This is a genomic window from Shewanella sp. Isolate11, assembly GCF_022398315.1.
GTDB lineage: Bacteria > Pseudomonadota > Gammaproteobacteria > Enterobacterales > Shewanellaceae > Shewanella.
The window spans coordinates 100,162-120,466 of the sequence record NZ_JAKEVF010000002.1 but is presented as its reverse complement, the minus strand read 5'-3'; the positions used below and the strand labels follow the sequence as shown (position 1 = coordinate 120,466).

Annotated in this window: 15 protein-coding genes; 8 read left to right on the top strand and 7 right to left on the bottom strand. The window is 46.1% G+C overall.

The features are described 5' to 3' along the window. The first annotated feature begins 202 nt into the window (after positions 1 to 202). Entirely contained in the window at positions 203 to 1,924 is a 1,722-nt protein-coding gene (locus L1D21_RS05800; protein WP_239844316.1) for an acetolactate synthase 3 large subunit, read from the top strand. Next, positions 1,924 to 2,418 carry an acetolactate synthase small subunit gene (ilvN, locus tag L1D21_RS05795; RefSeq protein ID WP_239844315.1) on the top strand — a complete coding sequence of 165 codons (495 nt, stop codon included), beginning with the start codon at positions 1,924 to 1,926 and terminating at the stop codon, positions 2,416 to 2,418. The genes L1D21_RS05800 and ilvN overlap by 1 nt, the downstream gene beginning before the upstream one ends. Before the next feature lie 176 nt (positions 2,419 to 2,594). Here ilvN and L1D21_RS05790 read toward each other — a convergent pair whose 3' ends face one another. The 7 genes from L1D21_RS05790 to L1D21_RS05760 all read right to left on the bottom strand — a co-directional run bounded on the left by L1D21_RS05790 (position 2,595) and on the right by L1D21_RS05760 (position 11,739). Beyond that, positions 2,595 to 3,182 (bottom strand): cytochrome c3 family protein, encoded by a 588-nt coding sequence (locus L1D21_RS05790; protein ID WP_239844314.1) that lies wholly within the window; start codon positions 3,180 to 3,182, stop codon positions 2,595 to 2,597. A 10-nt stretch (positions 3,183 to 3,192) separates the two neighbouring features. Then, a complete protein-coding gene (locus L1D21_RS05785; RefSeq protein WP_239844919.1) occupies positions 3,193 to 3,639 on the bottom strand; it encodes a nitrate reductase cytochrome c-type subunit in 447 nt (148 codons plus the stop codon). A gap of 44 nt (positions 3,640 to 3,683) precedes the next feature. Beyond that, complete coding sequence (gene napA / locus L1D21_RS05780) at positions 3,684 to 6,173, bottom strand: nitrate reductase catalytic subunit NapA (RefSeq protein ID WP_239844313.1); 2,490 nt, start codon at positions 6,171 to 6,173, stop codon at positions 3,684 to 3,686. Between the two features lie 2 nt (positions 6,174 to 6,175). Beyond that, entirely contained in the window at positions 6,176 to 6,433 is a 258-nt protein-coding gene (locus L1D21_RS05775) for a chaperone NapD (RefSeq protein ID WP_239844312.1), read from the bottom strand. A gap of 54 nt (positions 6,434 to 6,487) precedes the next feature. Then, positions 6,488 to 6,646, bottom strand: coding sequence for a periplasmic nitrate reductase, NapE protein (locus L1D21_RS05770; protein WP_220071050.1), 159 nt, complete (start codon positions 6,644 to 6,646; stop codon positions 6,488 to 6,490). Between the two features lie 414 nt (positions 6,647 to 7,060). Continuing rightward, entirely contained in the window at positions 7,061 to 10,981 is a 3,921-nt protein-coding gene (hrpA, locus tag L1D21_RS05765) for an ATP-dependent RNA helicase HrpA (protein WP_239844311.1), read from the bottom strand. Positions 10,982 to 11,319: 338 nt separating this feature from the next. Further along, entirely contained in the window at positions 11,320 to 11,739 is a 420-nt protein-coding gene (locus L1D21_RS05760) for a CBS domain-containing protein (RefSeq protein ID WP_239844310.1), read from the bottom strand. 336 nt (positions 11,740 to 12,075) lie between these two features. Here L1D21_RS05760 and hyaA point away from each other — a divergent pair, with 336 nt between their 5' ends. From hyaA to hypF, 6 genes are read left to right on the top strand one after another with little or no spacing between them, the layout of a single operon-like run. Then, complete coding sequence (gene hyaA, locus L1D21_RS05755; protein WP_239844309.1) at positions 12,076 to 13,212, top strand: nickel-dependent hydrogenase small subunit; 1,137 nt, start codon at positions 12,076 to 12,078, stop codon at positions 13,210 to 13,212. 4 nt (positions 13,213 to 13,216) lie between these two features. Then, positions 13,217 to 14,923: a nickel-dependent hydrogenase large subunit gene (gene hyaB, locus L1D21_RS05750; RefSeq protein ID WP_239844308.1), complete on the top strand. Its 1,707-nt coding sequence runs from the start codon at positions 13,217 to 13,219 to the stop codon at positions 14,921 to 14,923. A 10-nt stretch (positions 14,924 to 14,933) separates the two neighbouring features. Beyond that, on the top strand, positions 14,934 to 15,608 hold the full coding sequence (gene cybH / locus L1D21_RS05745; protein WP_239844307.1) for a Ni/Fe-hydrogenase, b-type cytochrome subunit: 675 nt from the start codon (positions 14,934 to 14,936) through the stop codon (positions 15,606 to 15,608). Between the two features lie 7 nt (positions 15,609 to 15,615). Beyond that, positions 15,616 to 16,173, top strand: a complete 558-nt coding sequence (locus L1D21_RS05740) for a HyaD/HybD family hydrogenase maturation endopeptidase (protein ID WP_239844306.1) — start codon at positions 15,616 to 15,618, stop codon at positions 16,171 to 16,173. Then, positions 16,160 to 17,902, top strand: a complete 1,743-nt coding sequence (locus tag L1D21_RS05735) for a NiFe hydrogenase (protein WP_239844305.1) — start codon at positions 16,160 to 16,162, stop codon at positions 17,900 to 17,902. Before L1D21_RS05740 ends, L1D21_RS05735 begins: the two co-directional genes overlap by 14 nt. A 1-nt stretch (position 17,903) precedes the next feature. Continuing rightward, positions 17,904 to 20,258: a carbamoyltransferase HypF gene (gene hypF / locus L1D21_RS05730; RefSeq protein WP_239844304.1), complete on the top strand. Its 2,355-nt coding sequence runs from the start codon at positions 17,904 to 17,906 to the stop codon at positions 20,256 to 20,258. Positions 20,259 to 20,305 lie beyond the last annotated feature (47 nt).

Sequence of the window (20,305 nt, the reverse complement as noted above, 5' to 3'; positions counted from 1 at the left end):
GAGAAAATGCTTGTATTCGTTTAGTTTTTTTATATGATGAATTTCTGCTCGATTTCGAGTGTTCACCCAAGCTTACAAGCTAAACATCATGTTGCGGGTGATTTAAGGAGTTTGAACTACCGTTCAAACCTATTTTTCTAGCGATTACCGTCGCTGTATCAAGATACTGCATACCGTAGCGGTAACTTATGAGGGATCAAAAATGGAGAAGTTATGCGGCGCCAGTATGATCGTTCGATCATTAATCGACGAAGGCGTTAAACATATTTTCGGCTACCCCGGTGGCTCAGTGCTCGACATCTACGATGCACTTCATCAAAAATCAGACATAGACCATATCCTAGTTAGACACGAACAAGCCGCCGTACACATGGCCGATGGCTATGCCCGTGCCACTGGCAAAGTCGGTGTAGTACTGGTGACGTCAGGCCCAGGTGCCACCAATGCCATTACCGGTATCGCAACAGCTTACATGGACTCTATTCCACTGGTGGTGTTATCGGGACAAGTGCCCAGCAACCTGATTGGTAATGACGCTTTCCAAGAATGTGACATGATAGGGATCTCCCGCCCTGTAGTGAAACACAGTTTCTTGGTCAAAGATGCCAGAGATATTCCAGAGATCATCAAAAAAGCTTTCTATATTGCCTCAACAGGCCGGCCTGGGCCTGTGGTTGTCGATATTCCAAAAGATTGCTTGAATCCTCAAGTTTTACATGATTATCAGTACCCTGAAGCGATTAATATGCGCTCATATAATCCGACAACGACCGGGCATAAAGGTCAGATCCGTCGAGGATTAAAAGCCCTGTTGGCGGCTAAAAAGCCCGTTCTTTATGTCGGCGGTGGTGCTGTTATTTCAGGTTGTGATCAACAAATTCTCGACTTAGCTGAGAAACTTAATATCCCAGTGGTCAGCACTCTTATGGGATTAGGTGCATTTCCAGGCACACACACAAACAGCTTAGGCATGTTGGGGATGCACGGTTGTTATGAAGCTAATATGGCAATGCACAACAGTGACCTTATTTTCGGAATTGGCGTACGTTTCGATGACCGCACCACCAACAATGTGGAAAAATATTGTCCTAACGCCACAATCTTACATATCGATATAGACCCCTCTTCTATCTCAAAAACCGTACGAGTCGATATTCCGATTGTGGGCTCAGCCGATAATGTTTTGGATAATATGTTGGCATTACTGGCTGAAAATAACAGTATGTCTAATGACAGTGCCGCTATCGAAACATGGTGGAGTGAAATCAATCAATGGCGCGCCAAAGACAGCTTGGCCTATGACAGAAAAAGTGACCGCATCAAACCACAACAAGTGATTGAAACCTTGCACAAGCTGACCAATGGCGATGCTTATGTGGCCTCGGATGTGGGTCAACACCAAATGTTTGCCGCGCTTTATTATCCCTTTAACAAGCCGCGCCGCTGGATCAATTCTGGCGGTCTAGGCACCATGGGCTTCGGCCTACCCGCGGCGATGGGTGTGAAAATGGCAATGCCAGATGAGACGGTAATTTGTGTTACCGGCGATGGCTCGATTCAGATGAATATTCAAGAGTTATCAACAGCGCTGCAATATGATACGCCAGTAAAAATCATCAACTTAAATAACCGCTTCCTTGGGATGGTTAAGCAGTGGCAGGATATGATCTATTCTGGTCGTCACTCCCACTCCTACATGGACTCGGTACCTAATTTTGCCAAAATTGCCGAAGCTTACGGACATGTTGGCATGACCATTAGCGATCCCGCCGAATTGGAGTCTGGCCTAGCTAAAGCACTGGCAATGAAAGATAAGCTAGTGTTCGTCGATATCAGCGTCGATGAAACCGAGCACGTTTATCCCATGCTCATTCGAGGTGGTGCGATGAATGAGATGTGGCTCAGCAAAACGGAGAAAAGCTAATGCGTCGAATTATTTCTGTATTACTCGAAAACCAACCGGGTGCATTATCGCGTGTTGTAGGCTTGTTCTCCCAACGAGGTTACAACATCGAAAGTTTAACCGTTGCGCCCACTGACGATATCACCCTGTCACGGCTTAATATTACAGTGGTCGCCGATGAAGCGATTTTGGAACAAATAGAGAAACAGCTGCATAAGCTGATTGATATTCTCAAGGTATCCAATATCACTGAATCGAATCACATCGAGCGTGAACTGGCCTTAGTTAAAGTCAAAGCCAAAGGGACCGGACGTGAAGAAGTTAAACGCACTGCCGATATTTTCCGCGGTCAGATTGTCGATGTCACTTCTGAGCTTTATACCATTCAAATGACTGGCACCAGTGACAAGCTCGATGCCTTTATCACCGCCATAGGTGAAGTCACTAAGGTCGTTGAGGTCTCTCGCTCTGGCGTGGTAGGTCTCAGCCGCGGCGACAAGGCCATGCGTGCCTAATCGCCGGCATTGAACAATAAAACGCCAGCATCAAGCTGGCGTTTTTTTAATCTCAACTTAAGATGGGTCACATGTTCTAACCTTGTTTAGTGAGCCATCTGAGACAATTTAATAACCTTAACGATAAGCTCTAGCCCAACATTTTCACTCACCATCAAGACGAATGGATGATGAAATTAGAAGCCTTCGACCCCTTTCATATCAGGTAAGTGATGAGCAATACCCTTATGACAATCTATACAGGTCTTCTCACCACTTGCCAATGAGGTGGAATGCATATTGGAAGCACGTGTCGATTGACGAGTAAAGTCCATGTAGTCGAAATTGTGGCAGTTACGACATTCAAGCGAGTCATTGGCCTTCAGTCGAGCCCATTCGTGCTCAGCAAGTTCGCGGCGCTTGGCCTCAAACTTATCACGCGTATTAATGGTACCGAATATCTTACCCCACACCTCTTTCGAGGCTTGCATCTTGCGGGCTATCTTATCTGTCCAGTTATGAGGAACGTGACAATCTGGGCAGGTCGCACGCACACCACTTCGGTTAGTAAAGTGTATGGTAGTCTTTAATTCCTCATACACGTTATTTTCCATTTCGTGACAACTGATACAGAAAGCCTCCTGGTTTGTCGCTTCAAGTGCAGTGTTAAATCCCCCCCAAAAAATCACCCCTGCGACGAACCCACCTAAGGTAAGAAAACCTAAGCTAAAATGCACGCTGGGTTTTCTTAGTACCTGCCAGATTTTTTTTAACTTATCTAACATAGGTTAACTCCTAGTGCTTAGTAGCTTCAGCTTTAATGAGGTGATCAATATCAATGAAGTCATTTTCAACTAACATCTTCGCATCTAGCTGTGGAACATGGCACTGGGTACAGAAATAACGTCTGGGTGACAAATCGGCTAAAAAGTTATTCTCTCTATCCATATAGTGAGTCACACTGACCATAGGCGCTTGCGAGTCGCCGACACGCTTTCTAGCATGGCAAGACATACACTTATTTACTTTTAAATCAATTTGATAGCCATCAATTTTATGAGGAATAACCGGCGGCTGCATCGGATAGTTACGTACCTCTTTTACATCTGTGTTACGCACTTTTTGCATCACTGGTGGCGTAGGGTTCGTTGATATCGGCGCTTGCCTTAAGGTCGCTATTTTATCCTCTGGCACACTTGCCGCATCGCTAGAAAAAGCCGCAAAAGCGCTTGCAGTCATCATCACGGCTAAAGTCACATTTATTATTAGTTTCATGGTCATGCTCCTTATGCCTTAACCACTTTTACCGCACATTTTTTAAAGTCTGTTTGTTTTGACAATGGATCTGTCGCATCAAGCGTGACTTTATTGATAAGCTGGCTTGCATCAAACCAAGGCACAAAAACAAGTCCTACCGGAGGCTTATTTCGACCACGAGTTTCAACTCGAGTCTTAATCTCACCACGACGTGAAATGACTTTGACTTCATCACCGCGACGTAATCCGCGCTTTTTAGCATCATCAGGATGCATAAAACAAACGGCATCAGGGAAAGCGCGATAAAGTTCAGGAACCCGCTGTGTCATTGAGCCTGAATGCCAATGCTCTAATACGCGACCAGTCGATAACCAGATGTCGTACTCTTCATCGGGTGACTCCGCAGCAGGCTCATAAGGTAAGGCGAAGATAACGGCTTTACCGTCAGGCTTACCGTAAAATTCAAATCCTGAGCCAGGCTTAACATAAGGATCACTGCCTTCACGGAAACGCCATTTAGTCTCTTTGCCGTTAACTACAGGCCAACGGAGGCCATGTACTTGATGATAAGTATCAAATGGTGCTAAATCATGCCCATGACCACGGCCAAAGGTTGCGTACTCTTCAAACAGACCTTTTTGGACATAGAACCCAAAATGATGAGCCTCCTCATTCATGTACTTAGGATCGGTCTGCTCTAATGGAAATTTATCAACATTGCCATTTTGATAGAGCACTTCAAACAGGGTTTTCCCTTTATATTGAGGGTTGGCCGCTAAAACGGCTTTTGGCCACACTTCATCGGTGATAAAGCGCTTAGAAAACTCCATTAATTGCCACAAATCTGAGCGAGATTCACCCGGAGCTTTGACCATCTGATGCCAGAACTGGGTACGACGCTCGGCATTACCATAGGCACCCTCTTTTTCCACCCACATTGCAGTTGGTAAAATAAGGTCGGCAGCCTGCGTGGTCACCGTAGGATAAGCATCCGACACTACGATAAAGTTTTCTGGGTTGCGGTAACCAGGTAAGCCTTCCTCGTTGATATTCGGGGCTGCCTGCATGTTGTTATTCACCTGTACCCAGTAAGCATTAAGGTCGCCATCTTTAAGACGGCGATTCTGTTCTACCGCATGATAGCCAGGCTTAGGTGGAATAATGCCATCAGGGATGTTCCAAATTTTCTCGGCAATCTTTCTGTGCTCAGGGTTATTAACCACTAAATCTGCAGGCAAACGATGTGAGAAGGTCCCCACTTCACGTGCTGTGCCACAGGCAGAAGGTTGACCTGTCAACGAAAAAGGACTGTTGCCGGGAGTAGAAATCTTACCTGTTAGCAGGTGAATGTTATAAATCAGGTTGTTACACCACACACCACGAGTATGCTGGTTAAAACCCATAGTCCAGAATGAGGTCACCTTAGTATTTGGATCGGCATAAATCTTTGCCAGCTCAATCAGTTTGTCTTCTGGAACGCCAGAAAGTTTACTCACCGATGTAACATCATAGTCGGCGACGAAAGCTTTGAAGGCCTCGAAATCAATTGGGGTCGACTCACCCGCAGTTTTCACATTCTTGGCCTTTTGCTGCAAAGGATGCGTTGGACGAAGTCCATAGCCAATATCGGTTTCGCCTTTACGGAAGGTGGTATGTTTGTTAACAAAATCCCAGTTAACAGCATCATTTTGAATGATGTAATTGGCAATAAAATTAAGCATCGCCAAATCAGTTTGAGGTGTAAAGACGATTCCCAAATCAGCTAAATCAAATGAGCGGTGGGTAAAGGTAGATAATACTGACACTTTAACATGAGGGGCACTTAAACGGCGATCCGTTACTCGGCTCCATAAAATGGGATGCATCTCTGCCATATTAGAACCCCAAAGCACAAAGGCATCGGCATGTTCCATATCATCATAACATCCCATGGGTTCATCGATACCAAAGGTACGCATAAAACCTCCCACGGCGGATGCCATGCAGTGACGTGCATTAGGATCAATATTATTTGAACCAAAACCTGCTTTCATCAGTTTAGAAGCAGCATAACCTTCCCAAACCGTCCACTGACCCGAGCCAAACATTCCCACAGCGGTGGGACCTTTAGCCTTAATGGTCTGCTTCCATTTCTCCGCCATGGTATCGAATGCGGTATCCCAGCTCACAGGAGTAAATTCGCCATGCTTATCATATTTTCCGTTAGTCATTCGAAGCATTGGCGTATTAAGTCTGTCTTTGCCGTACATGATTTTGGACAGGAAATAACCTTTAATGCAGTTTAATCCGCGGTTCACTTCACTCTCTGCATCGCCATGAGTAGCAACCACTTTGCCATCACGAGTGGCAACAATAACCGAACAACCCGTACCGCAGAAACGACAAGGTGCTTTGTTCCACTCAAGTTTGGTTTGTTCTGAACTGGTAATTAAATTGCTAGCACCAGCAGGGAGTGCTAATCCAGCAGCTGCAGCAGCTGTCATTGCCGCATTAGCCTTCATAAATTCACGTCTATTCATATTCATTTCTCACCCTCTTCAAGCATTTCACTTTGGTGATAAACCATCGCGGCCGACAATACACCCTCAATATGGTTTATGGTCTCGATATCGGACAATAACCCCTTCTGAGTCTCGCCTTCCAACACCACCACGAGTTTTACCTCATCGTTAACAGACAGCTCAGCATTTTCCATCTTCATAATGGCCTGCCTAACATTAGACATCTGCTCAGGTTTTACCTGAACCACTAAGCTTGTTACGTGAAGTTCTTTGCTCATTAATAAAATCACTCTTTATTTAATTAGTTTTTCTTACTTATTTAATAACTTGAATTAGCCTGCGCCTGGTGGCCCCATAATGATCTGGCTAAACCAGATGGCAAACCCCAGTCCAGAAACCAATAACACAGAAAGCAGTGGTGCAAGAAAAACGGTTAGAAACACAAATATTTTCAGCTCTAAACTTTTCTCTTCATTTGATGTGGAACTCATGCATCCTCCAACAGATCATGTCAGTTTTGCACCTAGGGTACAGAACGACAATATGAGCTAAATTTTGTTAAGTAAGACAGCCAATTACAGCACTAATCTCCTTATGCAGCATGTTAGCAATAACGAGTTAACAATCTGTATACCTCTTAATCAGTAAACTGTATGCATGTTTGATCTAGATCATCCTTTTAGTACAGATAAAACCTAGATCACTCACTACAAGTGTAATTTTCGATTGAGAAAGCAATTAAATGAATACATTAGCTATTCATAATTTACTGAAACATAGTTCTTATTCGAGGAATTGGTAAGCAATAAAGTGGTTTAACATGACAAAATATATCGATAGGGGTAGTTGTAAAAGAATAAAAAAAAGCACCTGGTAACAGGTGCTTAATATTGAATGAAATCAAGTCAAACTTCGTTAATTCGATTGAGAATCCGCTTTTCAGAGATAGGATAAGCTGTTCCCAAAACCTGGGCAAAACAGGACACTCGATACTCTTCAATCATCCAGCGGGCATCGAGCAGCGCATCGGGTGTTGGCGAAGTACGTGGTACTTTGGCAAGCTGAGCGTCTAAGGCCTGCTGCACATTTGTAATGCTGTGCAAATGTAAGCGGTCACGATTTGGATCGACAGGTAATTTATCCAGTCGATTATCTATCGCCTTAATATATCGCACTAAATCACTTAGGCGCTGCCAACCAGATTGCTCGACAAACCCTTTAAACACCAGTTTATCGAGCTGGGTTTGAATGTCACTCATTGCAAAAGCGATATCTAGGCTTATTTTACCTTTAAGGCGCTTCTTCACCTTCTGATATAAGGTTAAGATCTCTTCAACCTGTAAGGCCAATTTAGCCGCGGTAGGATTAAGCTCTTGTCGCACCCAATCTTTAGCTTGCTCGAAGGCTTGCTCGCTGCGGACATCAATGCCTTTTTCATCCAGCAACTGCTGTACCGCAGCCGACAAAATATCATCGATCAAATATTGCACTTGGCCAAACGGATTAAAATACATCGCCAACTTCGCCTTATTGGGCAAGCTGTTTTGCAGGTGTTTCACCGGCGATGGGATATTGAGTAATAGCAAACGCTGTACACCGTTACGATGCGCGCGGTTTGCTTCATTTTCATCGTCAAACAGCGCGATAGACACACTGGACATATCATCCACCAACGCAGGAAACGCTTTGACTTCAAAATTGCCTTTACGCTTTTCATACTGCTTAGGCAGCTCACCAAAACTCCAAGCGGTTAACGCTTGTTGCTCTATGCCAGTTTCAGCCACATTACGAATAGCTTGGGTCACTTGCCCTTGCAATTGACCTTTAAGCAGCTCTAGATCTCGGCCTTGAGCAATAAGCTTGCCTTTATCATCTTCTACCTTGAAGTTAATCAACAGATGTTGAGTTAGCTGGCTTACATCAAAATCATCAGCACTTATCCGTACACCGCTCATTCGCAATAGTTGCTTACACATGGCTTCAAGCAAATTCAACTCATTAGTGCTGTTTTTACCATTTTTAGATTGAGTATTTTGCTGACTCGTCATCGCCTGTAAGCAGGCATGAGCATAATCAGGCGCGGGCACAAAGTTACGTCTTAGCGTCTTAGGCAAAGATTTTATCAAGGCGATACATTTCTCTTCCCTCAGTCCCGGCACTTGCCAGTCAAACCCTGCACTATCGATTTGATTAAGCAAGGCAACAGGAATATGCACCGACACCCCATCGTCACTGTCTGCTGGCTCAAAATGATAACTGAGACTTAGCTTTAAGTTGCCTTGATGCCAATAATCAGGAAAATCCAACGCCGAAATATGCTCATCCGAGCGCTTCATCAACTGTTCACGTTCAAAGTCGAGCAAATCTGGATTTTGCCGTTTCTCTTTCTTCCACCAGCTAAGTAACTTAGGCGCGTTATAAATGCCTTGAGGAATACGCGGCTCATAAAAAGCATACAGCGCTTGCTCATCTACCAGAATATCTCGGCGGCGCGACTTATGCTCTAAAGCTTCAATATCTTGTAACAGCTTACGATTTTTAACGAAAAAGGCTTCATTGGTTCGCAGCTCGCCATCGGCTAAGGCGCTACGAATAAAAATCTCACGCGCTTCGACAGGTTCGATAGGGCCATATTGCACCCGGCGACGATTGACGATAGTCAAACCATAAAGTTGCTGATTTTCCAAGGCGACCACACTGCCCTGTTTTGCCTCAAAATGTGGCTCTAGATAGTTTTTCTTTACTAAATGCGCCGCGAGCGGCTCAATCCACTCCGGCTGAATTTTAGCGCAGCAACGAGCGAACAAACGTGAAGTTTCGGTCAGTTCGGCTGCCATAACCCATTTGGGGCCTTTCTTTGCCAGTGGCGAGCCGGGAAACACGAAAAACTTACGGTTTCTGGCACCAACATACTCGTTGTCTTTATCTTTAAAACCCACATGGCTCAGCAGGCCTGTTAGCAGCGATTTATGCAGTAATTCATAATCGGCAGGCTCGCTATTGAGCTTCCATTTTAAATCGTGCACCGCCTGACGCAGTTGAGCGTATAAGTCCTGCCACTCACGCACACGAAGATAGGCTAAAAACTCCTGCTTACAACGTTTTCTGAATTGACTAGCGCTATGTGCCTTCTGCTCAGTTTTAATGTGATCCCACAGGTTTACCCATGCCATAAAGTCCGAGTCTTTGTCATTGAAACGTCTATGGGCTTCATCCGCCGCCTGCTTCTTATCGAGTGGACGCTCTCGAGGGTCTTGAATAGATAAGCCTGCGGTAATCACCAACACCTCATGCAAACAGCCATATTCATTGGCTTGGATCACCATACGTGCCAGTCTTGGGTCAACCGGAATTGATGCTAACTGTCGACCTAGAGGCGTCAGCTGTAGCTGGCCTTTGTGCTTTTTAACCGATTGCAACTCTTCAAGCAGTAAAAAACCATCGCGGATATAACGTGAATCAGGTGGCTGAATAAAAGGGAAACCTTCAATATCACCTAGTCCAATGGCGAGCATCTGCAAAATCACCGAGGCTAAGTTGGTGCGAAGGATCTCAGGGTCAGTAAACTCGGGACGACTGTTAAAGTCGGTTTCATCATAGAGACGAATACAGATCCCCGGGGCCACACGACCACAACGTCCCTGACGCTGATTAGCACTGGCTTGTGAGATAGGCTCAATTGGTAAGCGCTGAACTTTGGTTCGGTAACTGTAGCGACTGATACGAGCGGTACCAGGGTCAATAACATAACGGATCCCCGGAACCGTTAGTGAGGTCTCGGCCACGTTAGTCGCCAGCACAATACGGCGGCCAATATGGCTCTTAAATACCTTAGATTGTTCCCCATAAGACAAGCGCGCATACAAGGGTAAAATTTCGGTATCACGATATTGTTGTTTGTTAAGCTGGTCGGCTACATCGCGAATTTCACGCTCACCATTCATAAAGATCAGAATATCGCCAGTGCCTTCACGCATCAGCTCTTCCACCGCGGCAAAAATACCTTCGGTCAAATCTAAATCTTCATCTTGGTCGCGCACTAGAGGGCGGTAACGGGTCTCCACCGGATATGTACGCCCTGAGACTTCAATTACTGGGGCATTGTTAAAGTGCTTTGAGAAACGCTCCACATCTATGGTGGCCGAGGTGATGATCACCTTAAGATCGGGACGCTTTTTAAGGACATTTTTGAGATAACCCAAAATGAAATCGATATTCAGGCTTCGCTCATGGGCTTCATCAATGATGATGGTGTCATACTGATCGAGGTATTTATCTGAAGTAAGTTCGGCCAACAAGATACCGTCGGTCATCAACTTGATATAGGAGCTGGGTTTAATGGCATCGGCAAAGCGAACCTTAAAACCAACCACTTCTCCAAGTGGGCTGGCTAATTCCTCGGCCACACGGGTCGCGACACTGCGCGCTGCCAAACGACGCGGTTGTGTATGACCAATTAATCCTCTTGTCCCTAAGCCTAACTCTAAGCAGATTTTAGGCAGTTGGGTGGTCTTACCCGAACCGGTTTCACCGGCAACAATCACTACTTGATGGCCGGCAATCGCTCGGGCAATTTCATCACGCTTTTGCGAAATAGGCAGCTCTTCTGGATAGCTTATTTCAGGCAAGTCATTTCTGCGCTGCTGAACTTTCGCCGCCGCCTCTATTGCAATCGCTTCAAGTTTATCGAGCTCAGCACGCTTTTTATCACTATCTTGCTGCTTGTTTAAACGAAACAGACGACGACGGATCTTAGAGGCATCAAGTTGATAACACAGCTTTAAGAAGGCATTAGACAGGGGGTGATGTGGCGAATTCAAAAGCAAAACCCAATAAAAGAAGACACAAAAAAAGGATCCTACCAATTAAGCTAGGCTTTGGGTATGACAAATCGTATTTTATCGCCGAATTTAGCCACCTTTTAGTTTCATTTAGTTTCTTAGAGCAATCAGTCTAAGAAAGTGATCTACTCAGCGAATTTTAGGCCACTCATTCAAGGCGGATGAATGATGTAATGGTTATTCCCTTGTGAGGCCATTCAACGCAGAAGTAGCAAGCCAAAAACACGCCTAACAGGCGAGCTTTGGCTTGATATAGATGGGTATTAGTCACTAAAGCAGAAAGGCAAACTAAAAGGCCATCGAGCTAATTAAATCGATGATTATTATGCTGGTTTGAGGTAACACTCTTGCATTGAGATATTGATGGCTCTAAGCACCGCGTTTCTATCGACAATGCCCAGCACTTTTTTATGCTCGTCTACTACGGGATAGATCTTAGGTTTAGCCTGCAACATCTGCTCGGCCAAGGTGATAATGGGCGTTTCTCGGCTTACCGTTAACACATCGGTGCGCATACAATCGCTCACATTTGCAGTTAAATCACAGTGGTAAGTACTTTTAAGCATCACGGCCAAACAATCTTGTTGCGACAAGAACCCCACTAAAATCCCTTGCTCATTAACGACCGCTGCCCCAAGTTTTTTTTGTGCTAATAGCTTATCAACCGCCGCTGCCAGCGTCATATTGGCATGCAGTAACACAGGTTGGCGATCCATATAATCAACAACTTTCATTGACTCCATAACCTAGCTCCTTTTTAAAACTTTCCCACTAAGTGTATATAGCCTGCGCAAAATGCGCCGAAAATTTATCAAATAAAAATCACCCAGCTGCGAAATCGTTTATGCGCTTTTCAGTAAATGAACTTGAACTCGCTCACAGACCGTTCGGCGACCGGGACATTTTGTCTCAAGGTTTTAACAAAAGATGATCTAGCTCATAAGATTTTACTTACATAAGTGCAAACATCACATCTTTTCTAAAAGGTTGACATAAATCAATATCGCCACTAAGCACGCTACTTACACTAATCATTGAAAACATGGCAATACATTTTTATCTATGAAAAAGGGTTACCCATGGACACACATGCCGCCTTATATCAACAAGGCCAAGCGCGTATAAAGATGTTACGCAGCTTAGCACCTCGCCATGCTCATTCTTTGCAAACTAAAATGGACGAGCACGGTATTACCCGACGAGATTTTATGAAATGGAGCGCAGCAGTTACTGCGATGTTAGCGCTTCCCCTACCTTTTAGCTCGCTTGTAGCCGAAGCCGCCGAACTGGCTGACAGAGTTCCCTTGATTTGGTTACACATGGCCGAATGTACTGGCTGCTCCGAATCGCTGGTGCGCGCCGATACACCCAACTTAGATTCATTGATCTTCGATCATGTGTCTCTGGAATACCACGAAACCTTAATGGCAGCTGCCGGTTGGCAAGCGGAAGAAAACCTTGAACATGCGATGGAGGCCTATAAAGGTAACTATTTACTTGCCGTTGAAGGCGCCATACCCACTGCGAACAACGGCGCTTACCTCACCGTTGGTTGCAAAGGTCACACTGGACTAGAAATCGTTAAACATGCCGCCGAAGGTGCAGCTGCGATTATCTCAGTGGGAACCTGTGCCGCCTTTGGCGGAGTACAAGCTGCGGCACCTAATCCCACGGGTGCTAAAGGAGTTGACCAAGTGGTAAATAAAACCGTTGTAAACTTAGGCGGTTGTCCACCGAGTGAGAAAAACATTGTCGGTACTTTAATGTACTTCATTATGTTCGGCAAGCTACCGGCCTTGGATATGTTCAATCGACCTAAATGGGCCTATGGCGCAAGGGTACACGACAATTGTGAGCGTCGCGGCCGTTTCGACGCCGGAGAGTTTGTCGAAACCTTTGGCGATCAAGGTGCAAAAGAAGGCTACTGCCTCTATAAAGTGGGTTGTAAAGGCCCTTATACCTATAACAACTGCCCTACTGAACGTTTCAATCACCACACCAGCTGGCCTGTTCTTGCAGGACATGGCTGTATGGGATGCTCTGAACCCAACTTCTGGGATGATATGGCTGATTTTGAAAAACCTCTTGGCAGGCAACTACTTCATGGCCTCGATGCCAGCGCAGACACCATAGGCGCAGTCATTCTTGGAGCGACCGTCGTCGGTATTGGCGCTCATGCTGTCGCCAGCGTTATCGCTAATTCGAGGGAGGAATAATCCAATGAGCAAACGTGTAGTTATCGACCCCATCACCCGCATCGAAGGTCATTTGCGCATCGAAGTGGAAGTTGATGAAAACAATGTCGTGCAAAAGGCTTGGTCCTCCTCGACCCTTTGGCGAGGCATCGAAGTGATCCTCAAAGGACGTACGCCGATGGATGTTGGACTCATTGTTCAGCGTATCTGTGGTGTGTGTACCTATTCACACTATCGCTGTGGTACCGAAGCGGTTGAAAATGCCTTAGGGGTAAAAATCCCGCTTAATGCCAAATACCTGCGCTCGCTAATGCAAACCTCACTGTATATGCATGATCATATTGTGCATTTCTATCATCTACATGGACTAGATTGGGTTGATGTGGTTTCCGCACTCAGCGCCGATCCAGCCGCTGCAGCCCAAGTGGCATTGAAATATACCGACAAACCCATTGCCGCAGGTGAAGGTGAATTACGTGCGGTACAAGAACGAGTCAAAGGCTTCGTTGAAACCGGAAAGCTTGGCCCCTTTGCCAACGCCTACTGGGGCAATGGCACTTATAAATTCACCCCAGAGCAAAACTTAATTGCCCTGTCTCACTACCTTAAAGCACTAGAAGTACAGCGTGTTGCGGCTGAAATGCTGGCTATTTTCGGTGGTAAGCAGCCTCATCCACAATCCTTAGTCGTGGGTGGTGTCACCTCAGTACGTGACATGTTAAGTCCTGCTCGCCTGCAAGAATGGAAGCAAAAACACGCTATCGTGGCTGACTTTATTCACCGTGCTTACAAAGCCGATATTGTGATGGCTGCAGAAGCCTTTGGTGGTGAACCCAGTGTCTTAGGTGGCGTCAATGTGAAGAACTTCCTAGCCACTAACGACTTCGTATTAGCCAACGGCGAATACATGTTCGACCAAGGCGTAATCATGAATGGCGACTTAGCGGGCGTCAGCGATCTCAACCCTGAATTGATCAAAGAAGATGTGAGCCACGCTTGGTATGACGCCGATGGCCCTCAACATCCTTACGATGGCACCACAGTTCCCAACTACACCGGATTTGTCGAACGTGACACGGTTTATGGCAAGCTGCCAACGGTCGATGGTGACGGTAAGTACAGCTGGGTTAAATCGCCACGATACCAAGGTGAGCCGGTAGAAGTGGGTCCACTCTCATGCCTACTTGTGAGCTACGCCCGAGGCAACAAGGTGGTGGTTGATGCCGTTAACGGTCTACTAGAAGCCACAGGACTGCCTGTCGAAGCCCTCTTCACTACGCTGGGGCGTACCGCTGCGCGCATGTTACAGACAGTGATTGTGGCAGAGGAAGGGCTGAAAACCTTCGATGCACTGATAAAAAATATTCAAGTCGACGAAAGTACCTATGTGAAACCTGAAATCGACTCAAGCAAAGAGTATGTGGGTCACGCCATGATTGAAGCGCCTCGCGGGATGCTTAGTCATTGGATCCGCATTAAAAACGGATTGGTAGAGAACTATCAAGCTGTAGTGCCGACCACCTGGAATGCTGGCCCCGTCGACATCAAGGGTAAAATTGGCCCCTATGAAGCCTCGCTGCACGGGCTGAAACTTGAAGATCCGACTAAGCCGCTCGAAGTCTTACGTATTATTCACTCATTTGACCCTTGTATGGCCTGTTCAGTACATGTGATGGACTACAAAGGCAAAGATTTAGGTGAATTCCGTATCGACCCTAATGGTAATAACTAAGGAGCAACTCATGGATACAACCCATGTAGCCTATGAGAGAGCCTTTATCTTCAGCGCCGCGATCAGAATTTTTCACTGGTTGCGTGCGCTATCCATACTGGTTCTGGTGATTACGGGCTTCTACATCGCTTGGCCCTTCTTGGTGGCCCCTAGTAGTTCAGATGTACTGGTACAAGGCTGGGTGCGATTTGCCCATCTGATATTTGGCTTTATTCTGTGTGCTATCACTTTGGCGCGCGCCTATCTGTTTTTCTTTGGTAAAAGCGATATTGAGCGCCGCTCCTTTAAAGATGTCACCAACGTCAACAGTTGGATTATACAACTCAAGTCTTATCTGTGGATGGGGCATTTAGATAAGAAAGGCGTTTATGGTCCATTACAATTTGTCACCTACCTCGCCGTCTCTGTGATCGCAGCCTTAATCTGCATCACAGGGCTTGCCTTGTATGCCAATGTCTATCACTTAGGACTCGGCGGTATGTTAGCGAGCTTAGCCGCTTGGGTAACAAGCATGATGGGCGGCTTAGCCCAGGTGCGCATTTGGCATCATTACTTTACTTGGGTGTTTATTATCTTCGTGGTGATCCATGTCTATATGGCAGTTTGGACCGGCATAAGATTTAAGCATAACTCGGTAGACTCTATTGTATCGGGTTACGACTACCACCCCAAGCAGCACAAATAAGGGCGCCATGAAAATACTGTTACTTGGTATTGGTAATGTGTTGTACGCCGATGAAGGTATCGGCGTACATTTTGTCAATTACCTGCAAGCCAACTACCAATTTCATCATCCATCCCATCAACTCGATGTGATGGACGGTGGCACCTTGGCACAAGGACTCATTCCTATTATCTGTCAATATGACTACTTGTTGGTCGTCGATACCGTCAACGCCAACGGTGTCGGGCCTGGAGAGGTTTACTTCTTCGACTTCGATAAGGCTCCCAGCGAGATCGATTGGCAAGGCAGTGCTCATGAAGTGGAGATGTTACAAACCTTAACCATGATGGAGATGGTCGGTGACAGACCCAAAACCTATGTATTAGGCTGCACACCGACGGTGCTCGAACCTATGACGCTGGGGCTCACCCCTCTCGTTGCCGCCGCAGTGCCCTTAATGGAAAAAACGATACTCAATCATCTTATTTCACTCGGTTTTACTATGACACGCGTCGCCGACATGACTATCGAACAACTTATTCCCGACGCCTATAAACTCGGGGGAACCAGTGATGAATACCATTGAATTTGAATTTAAATGTGCTCGGCCCGTTGGCCTATATGCTCAGCTGTGTGATTTATATCTGCAGCACCAGCAACTCGATATTAAAATCGGTTATCAGCACAATTGTTATTTTATCGAAGCGACTGCCGAGCAGGAACAGCTTGAAGCGCTAGCCGATGCCATTGCCGATGATTTTCTCATTTCGGTATGGCTGGTTGATTCCAGTATTAGTTTAGTCACAGAGCCTAAAGGCTCAACTCAGCCATTATCAGCTTCAGCATCATCACAGCAGTTTTGCCAACGATGTACACCGCAGTTTGGTGATAATCAGGCACCTGAATTTGGAAATATCGCCTTCGCTTGTCCCCATTGTCATGGCGAGCAAAACTTGGATAAGGCCTATCAAGGCTTAACCGCATCGGATCTTAAGGCACTAAGCGATGAGTTGATCACTCAGGGAAAAATAAGCCTGGCAGGCCCCTCACCTATACAGCTCAGCCTTACTCCTATTCAAGGTGCTGGCAGACCCAAACTACTGATCTGTAACCCCAATACCCTCAACGCGCAATTTCATCTCAGTGATCAGCAGATTTTAGCGCTATCGAGTATCGAAAAACCAAACATTACCGCCAGGGCCGTGGCTGGGCATCCTAAACTCAGTATGCCCTTATATGATCTGCGTTTCGCCTATAGCCGTCCACTGATTGTTATTGCCGAACATCTGCGTCAACGAGGCATCGATTGGCTCTATATTGAGAATCCACAACAACCAGTGCCATTGGCTTTGATCGATGGCCAATGGGCTGAAATCATCGCAAGCGAAAATGAAACATCACTATCGAGTAACATCAAAGCCTTGCACGAACAAAGCTGTGTACAGCACAGAGGTATAAGCTATCTCGCCAGCAATACAAAGCATGAGTTTATGGTGACGTCATTGCCAGCCTCTACGTCGCAAGCTCAACCACAGGCATTAAGCGATCAAGAATATGGTCTGTGCGCTCTGCACGCCGTCAATCTTGAACATAAATTCAAACACAACAGTGTATTGGTCTATTTTAGTCAGCAACATGGTGGCCAAATCCAAACGTTAAATAGTAAAGGCGAACCTGAACTCTTCCTTGCCCTACCCAAATTGCCAGACACAGGTTATGAGCTCTATCATCAGTTAGAACAAACGCCACAAGTCAAAGTCCTAGAAAAATTTAAGCAAGCTTATCCCGATGATTACCTCCGATTACTGAGCCTCAAGCTCGATAGCTCAACAGATAACTTAACCTCCCTGTGGGCTATTGCTGCCATTGTGCTGGGCCTTCCCTGTCATTCTATGAATAGCAGCGATCTCAGTGATGTCTTTATCGCCAGTGCCTTGAGTCATCGAAGTGCGAACGCCCAACGTGTCGATTACCCTCTGACCAAAGGAGAGGCACACCGAAGCCTCAATTGGTGTAAAACCTTGGGTAGCCTGATGAGTTTCCGTTTGGCTGACGATAGCGACATGAATAAACTCGCCTTCGGAATGCATGACTCTTTGACCGATTATTTAGCCAACTGGATTGAACATCTGGATCAAAATATTGGCATTAAAGCGGTCAATATTGCCGGTGATGAGTGGAGTAACCCGCTATTGAGTCAACGCTTCAGTTTACGGGTCGGCAAAAACTTCCCCATTTACTGCAACAGGCAATTAGCCATCGACAGCAATAACTACGCGATGGGTGCCTTGTTGTTGAAAAAGCGTAGAAAATAAGATGTGTCGCGATAACCTAACTGAGGTAGCCGTGTGCTCACCCACAGCCATCAGGCGCAGCAGGATCACGGTATCGGGTATCGTGCAGGGCGTCGGCTTTCGGCCGTTTATCTATCGCCTCGCTAACCGCTGGCAACTTAATGGCTTCACCTTTAACCACAGTAAAGGCGTGACCATTGAATTACAGGGCTGTCCGGAAAATATCAGCAAACTGATCCATGCGCTCAAGACAACCCTTCCCGTGCTGGCACGTATCGATAATATTGAGCAGCAAAACATCGCCATTGAATCACAATGTAGTTCATTTGAGATAATTGAAAGCGAAGCCGATGATAATGCACAAGTGGCGGTGTCAGCAGATAAAACCAGCTGCCAAGATTGTATTGATGAGATAAACGATCCACACAACCGTCATTACCAATATCCATTCACCAACTGCACTAACTGTGGTCCACGCTATACCTTGATTAAATCCCTGCCTTATGATCGCAAAAATACCGCGATGGCAGAATTTGAAATGTGCGACAGCTGCGCCAAGGCCTATCACGATCCCTTAGATAGACGTTATCACGCCCAGCCCGTCAGCTGTCCACAATGTGGTCCATCGATCACCTTGATCCACATCGATGGCGAAGTGTTAGCCAATAAAAATGCCGCATTACAAGCTTGTGTTGAATTGCTCGAACAGGGAAAAATATTGGCCATTAAAGGTTTAGGTGGATTTCACCTAGTCTGCGATGCCACTAACGATACTGCCGTTAGCCATTTACGCCAACGCAAGCAACGTCCAGCGAAACCTTTTGCCGTCATGTGCAGCGACATCGACATGGCAAAATCGCTGGCCGAAGGTAGCGCCGCCGAATGGCAAATGTTGCAAAGTCCCGAACGCCCTATCGTGTTATTAAAGCGTCGTCAGCAACAGGTATCGAGCTTAAGCGCCTATGTCGCACCTCAAATCGACAGATTAGGACTGTTTCTGCCCTATACGCCGCTGCACCATTTATTACTTGGGAAGCTTAAAAGGCCGCTTGTAGCCACGAGTGCCAATCGTAGCGGAGAGCCCATCATCACTGAGGCTGGCGAGATCAGCCGCCAGCTTAACCCGGTAGTGGATGCGATTTTAGATCACAACCGCACGATAATTAATGGCTGCGATGACAGTGTGGTACAACTTGTCGATGATGAGCTACAAGTCATTCGGCTTGCTAGAGGTTATGCCCCATTAACCCTTCCTTGGGAGCAATCGGTAAAACAACACACCTTAGCCCTCGGTGCCCAGCAAAAAAACAGTATCGCCTTTGGCTTTGGCCATAACTTGGTATTGAGTCCACATATTGGCGATCTGTTTAGCATCGAAGCTGAGCAGTATTTTGTCGACACTCTTGCCACCTTTAAGCGCCTATACCAATTTAAGCCTTTGCATCTTGTGTGTGATAAGCATCCCGAATACACCTCTAGCCGCTGGGCCGAGCAATATGTCAAAAACCACCCCAGCTGCCGAATGACTAAAGTACAACATCATTATGCTCATATTCTGAGCACCATGGCGGCCAATCAATTCACCGACAAGGTTTTAGGGCTAAGCTTCGATGGCACTGGACTGGGTGAACAACAGCAACTATGGGGCGGTGAAGCCATGGTCGCCGATATTAACGGTTATCAACGCATCGCCAGTTTGGCACCATTTGCGCTGATAGGTAATGAACAAGCGATCATCGACCCAAGGCGGGTCATGCTGGCATTACTGTTTCAGCGCTATGATATTGACACTCTGCTAGATCTCAAGCTTCCAGGGCTCCAAGATATGCCTGCAAGCTTAATCAACAACCTTCATCGTCTATGGCAAAGCGGTGCAGCCAGCCATCACACCAGCTCAGTGGGACGATTATTCGATGCTCTCGCCTGCTTATTAGGATTGATGCAAAAAACACAATTTGAAGGACAAGCAGGCATGTTAATCGAAGCTTGTGCCAATCAAATATCAGAGAAGCAGTACCAGCAAAGCAATATTCATTTCGAGCTGCCGTTAGACAACGGCATCTGGCAAACCCAAACATTATGGCAACAGATTGTCGACCACTTGCTGCAGCATCAACAACAGCCACAGATAAATGGGTTGATTGCGCGAGCCTTTATGGATTGTCTGGCTCGAGCCATTGCAAACTTAGCAACTCAGTATCCGTCGCTGCCCGTGGTGTTATCCGGTGGCGTTTTCCAAAACCGTTACTTGCTGAGCCAGACACGTAAAACATTAGCTCTGCAGCCAAATAAGCTATTAAGCCCGAAACAGATCCCCGTTAATGACGCAGGTATCGCTCTAGGGCAATTGTGGTTTGCTGTACATCAACAAAATTAAATAAATGTACTTTAGATGTTAATGAAATATGACCAACATCAAAGAAG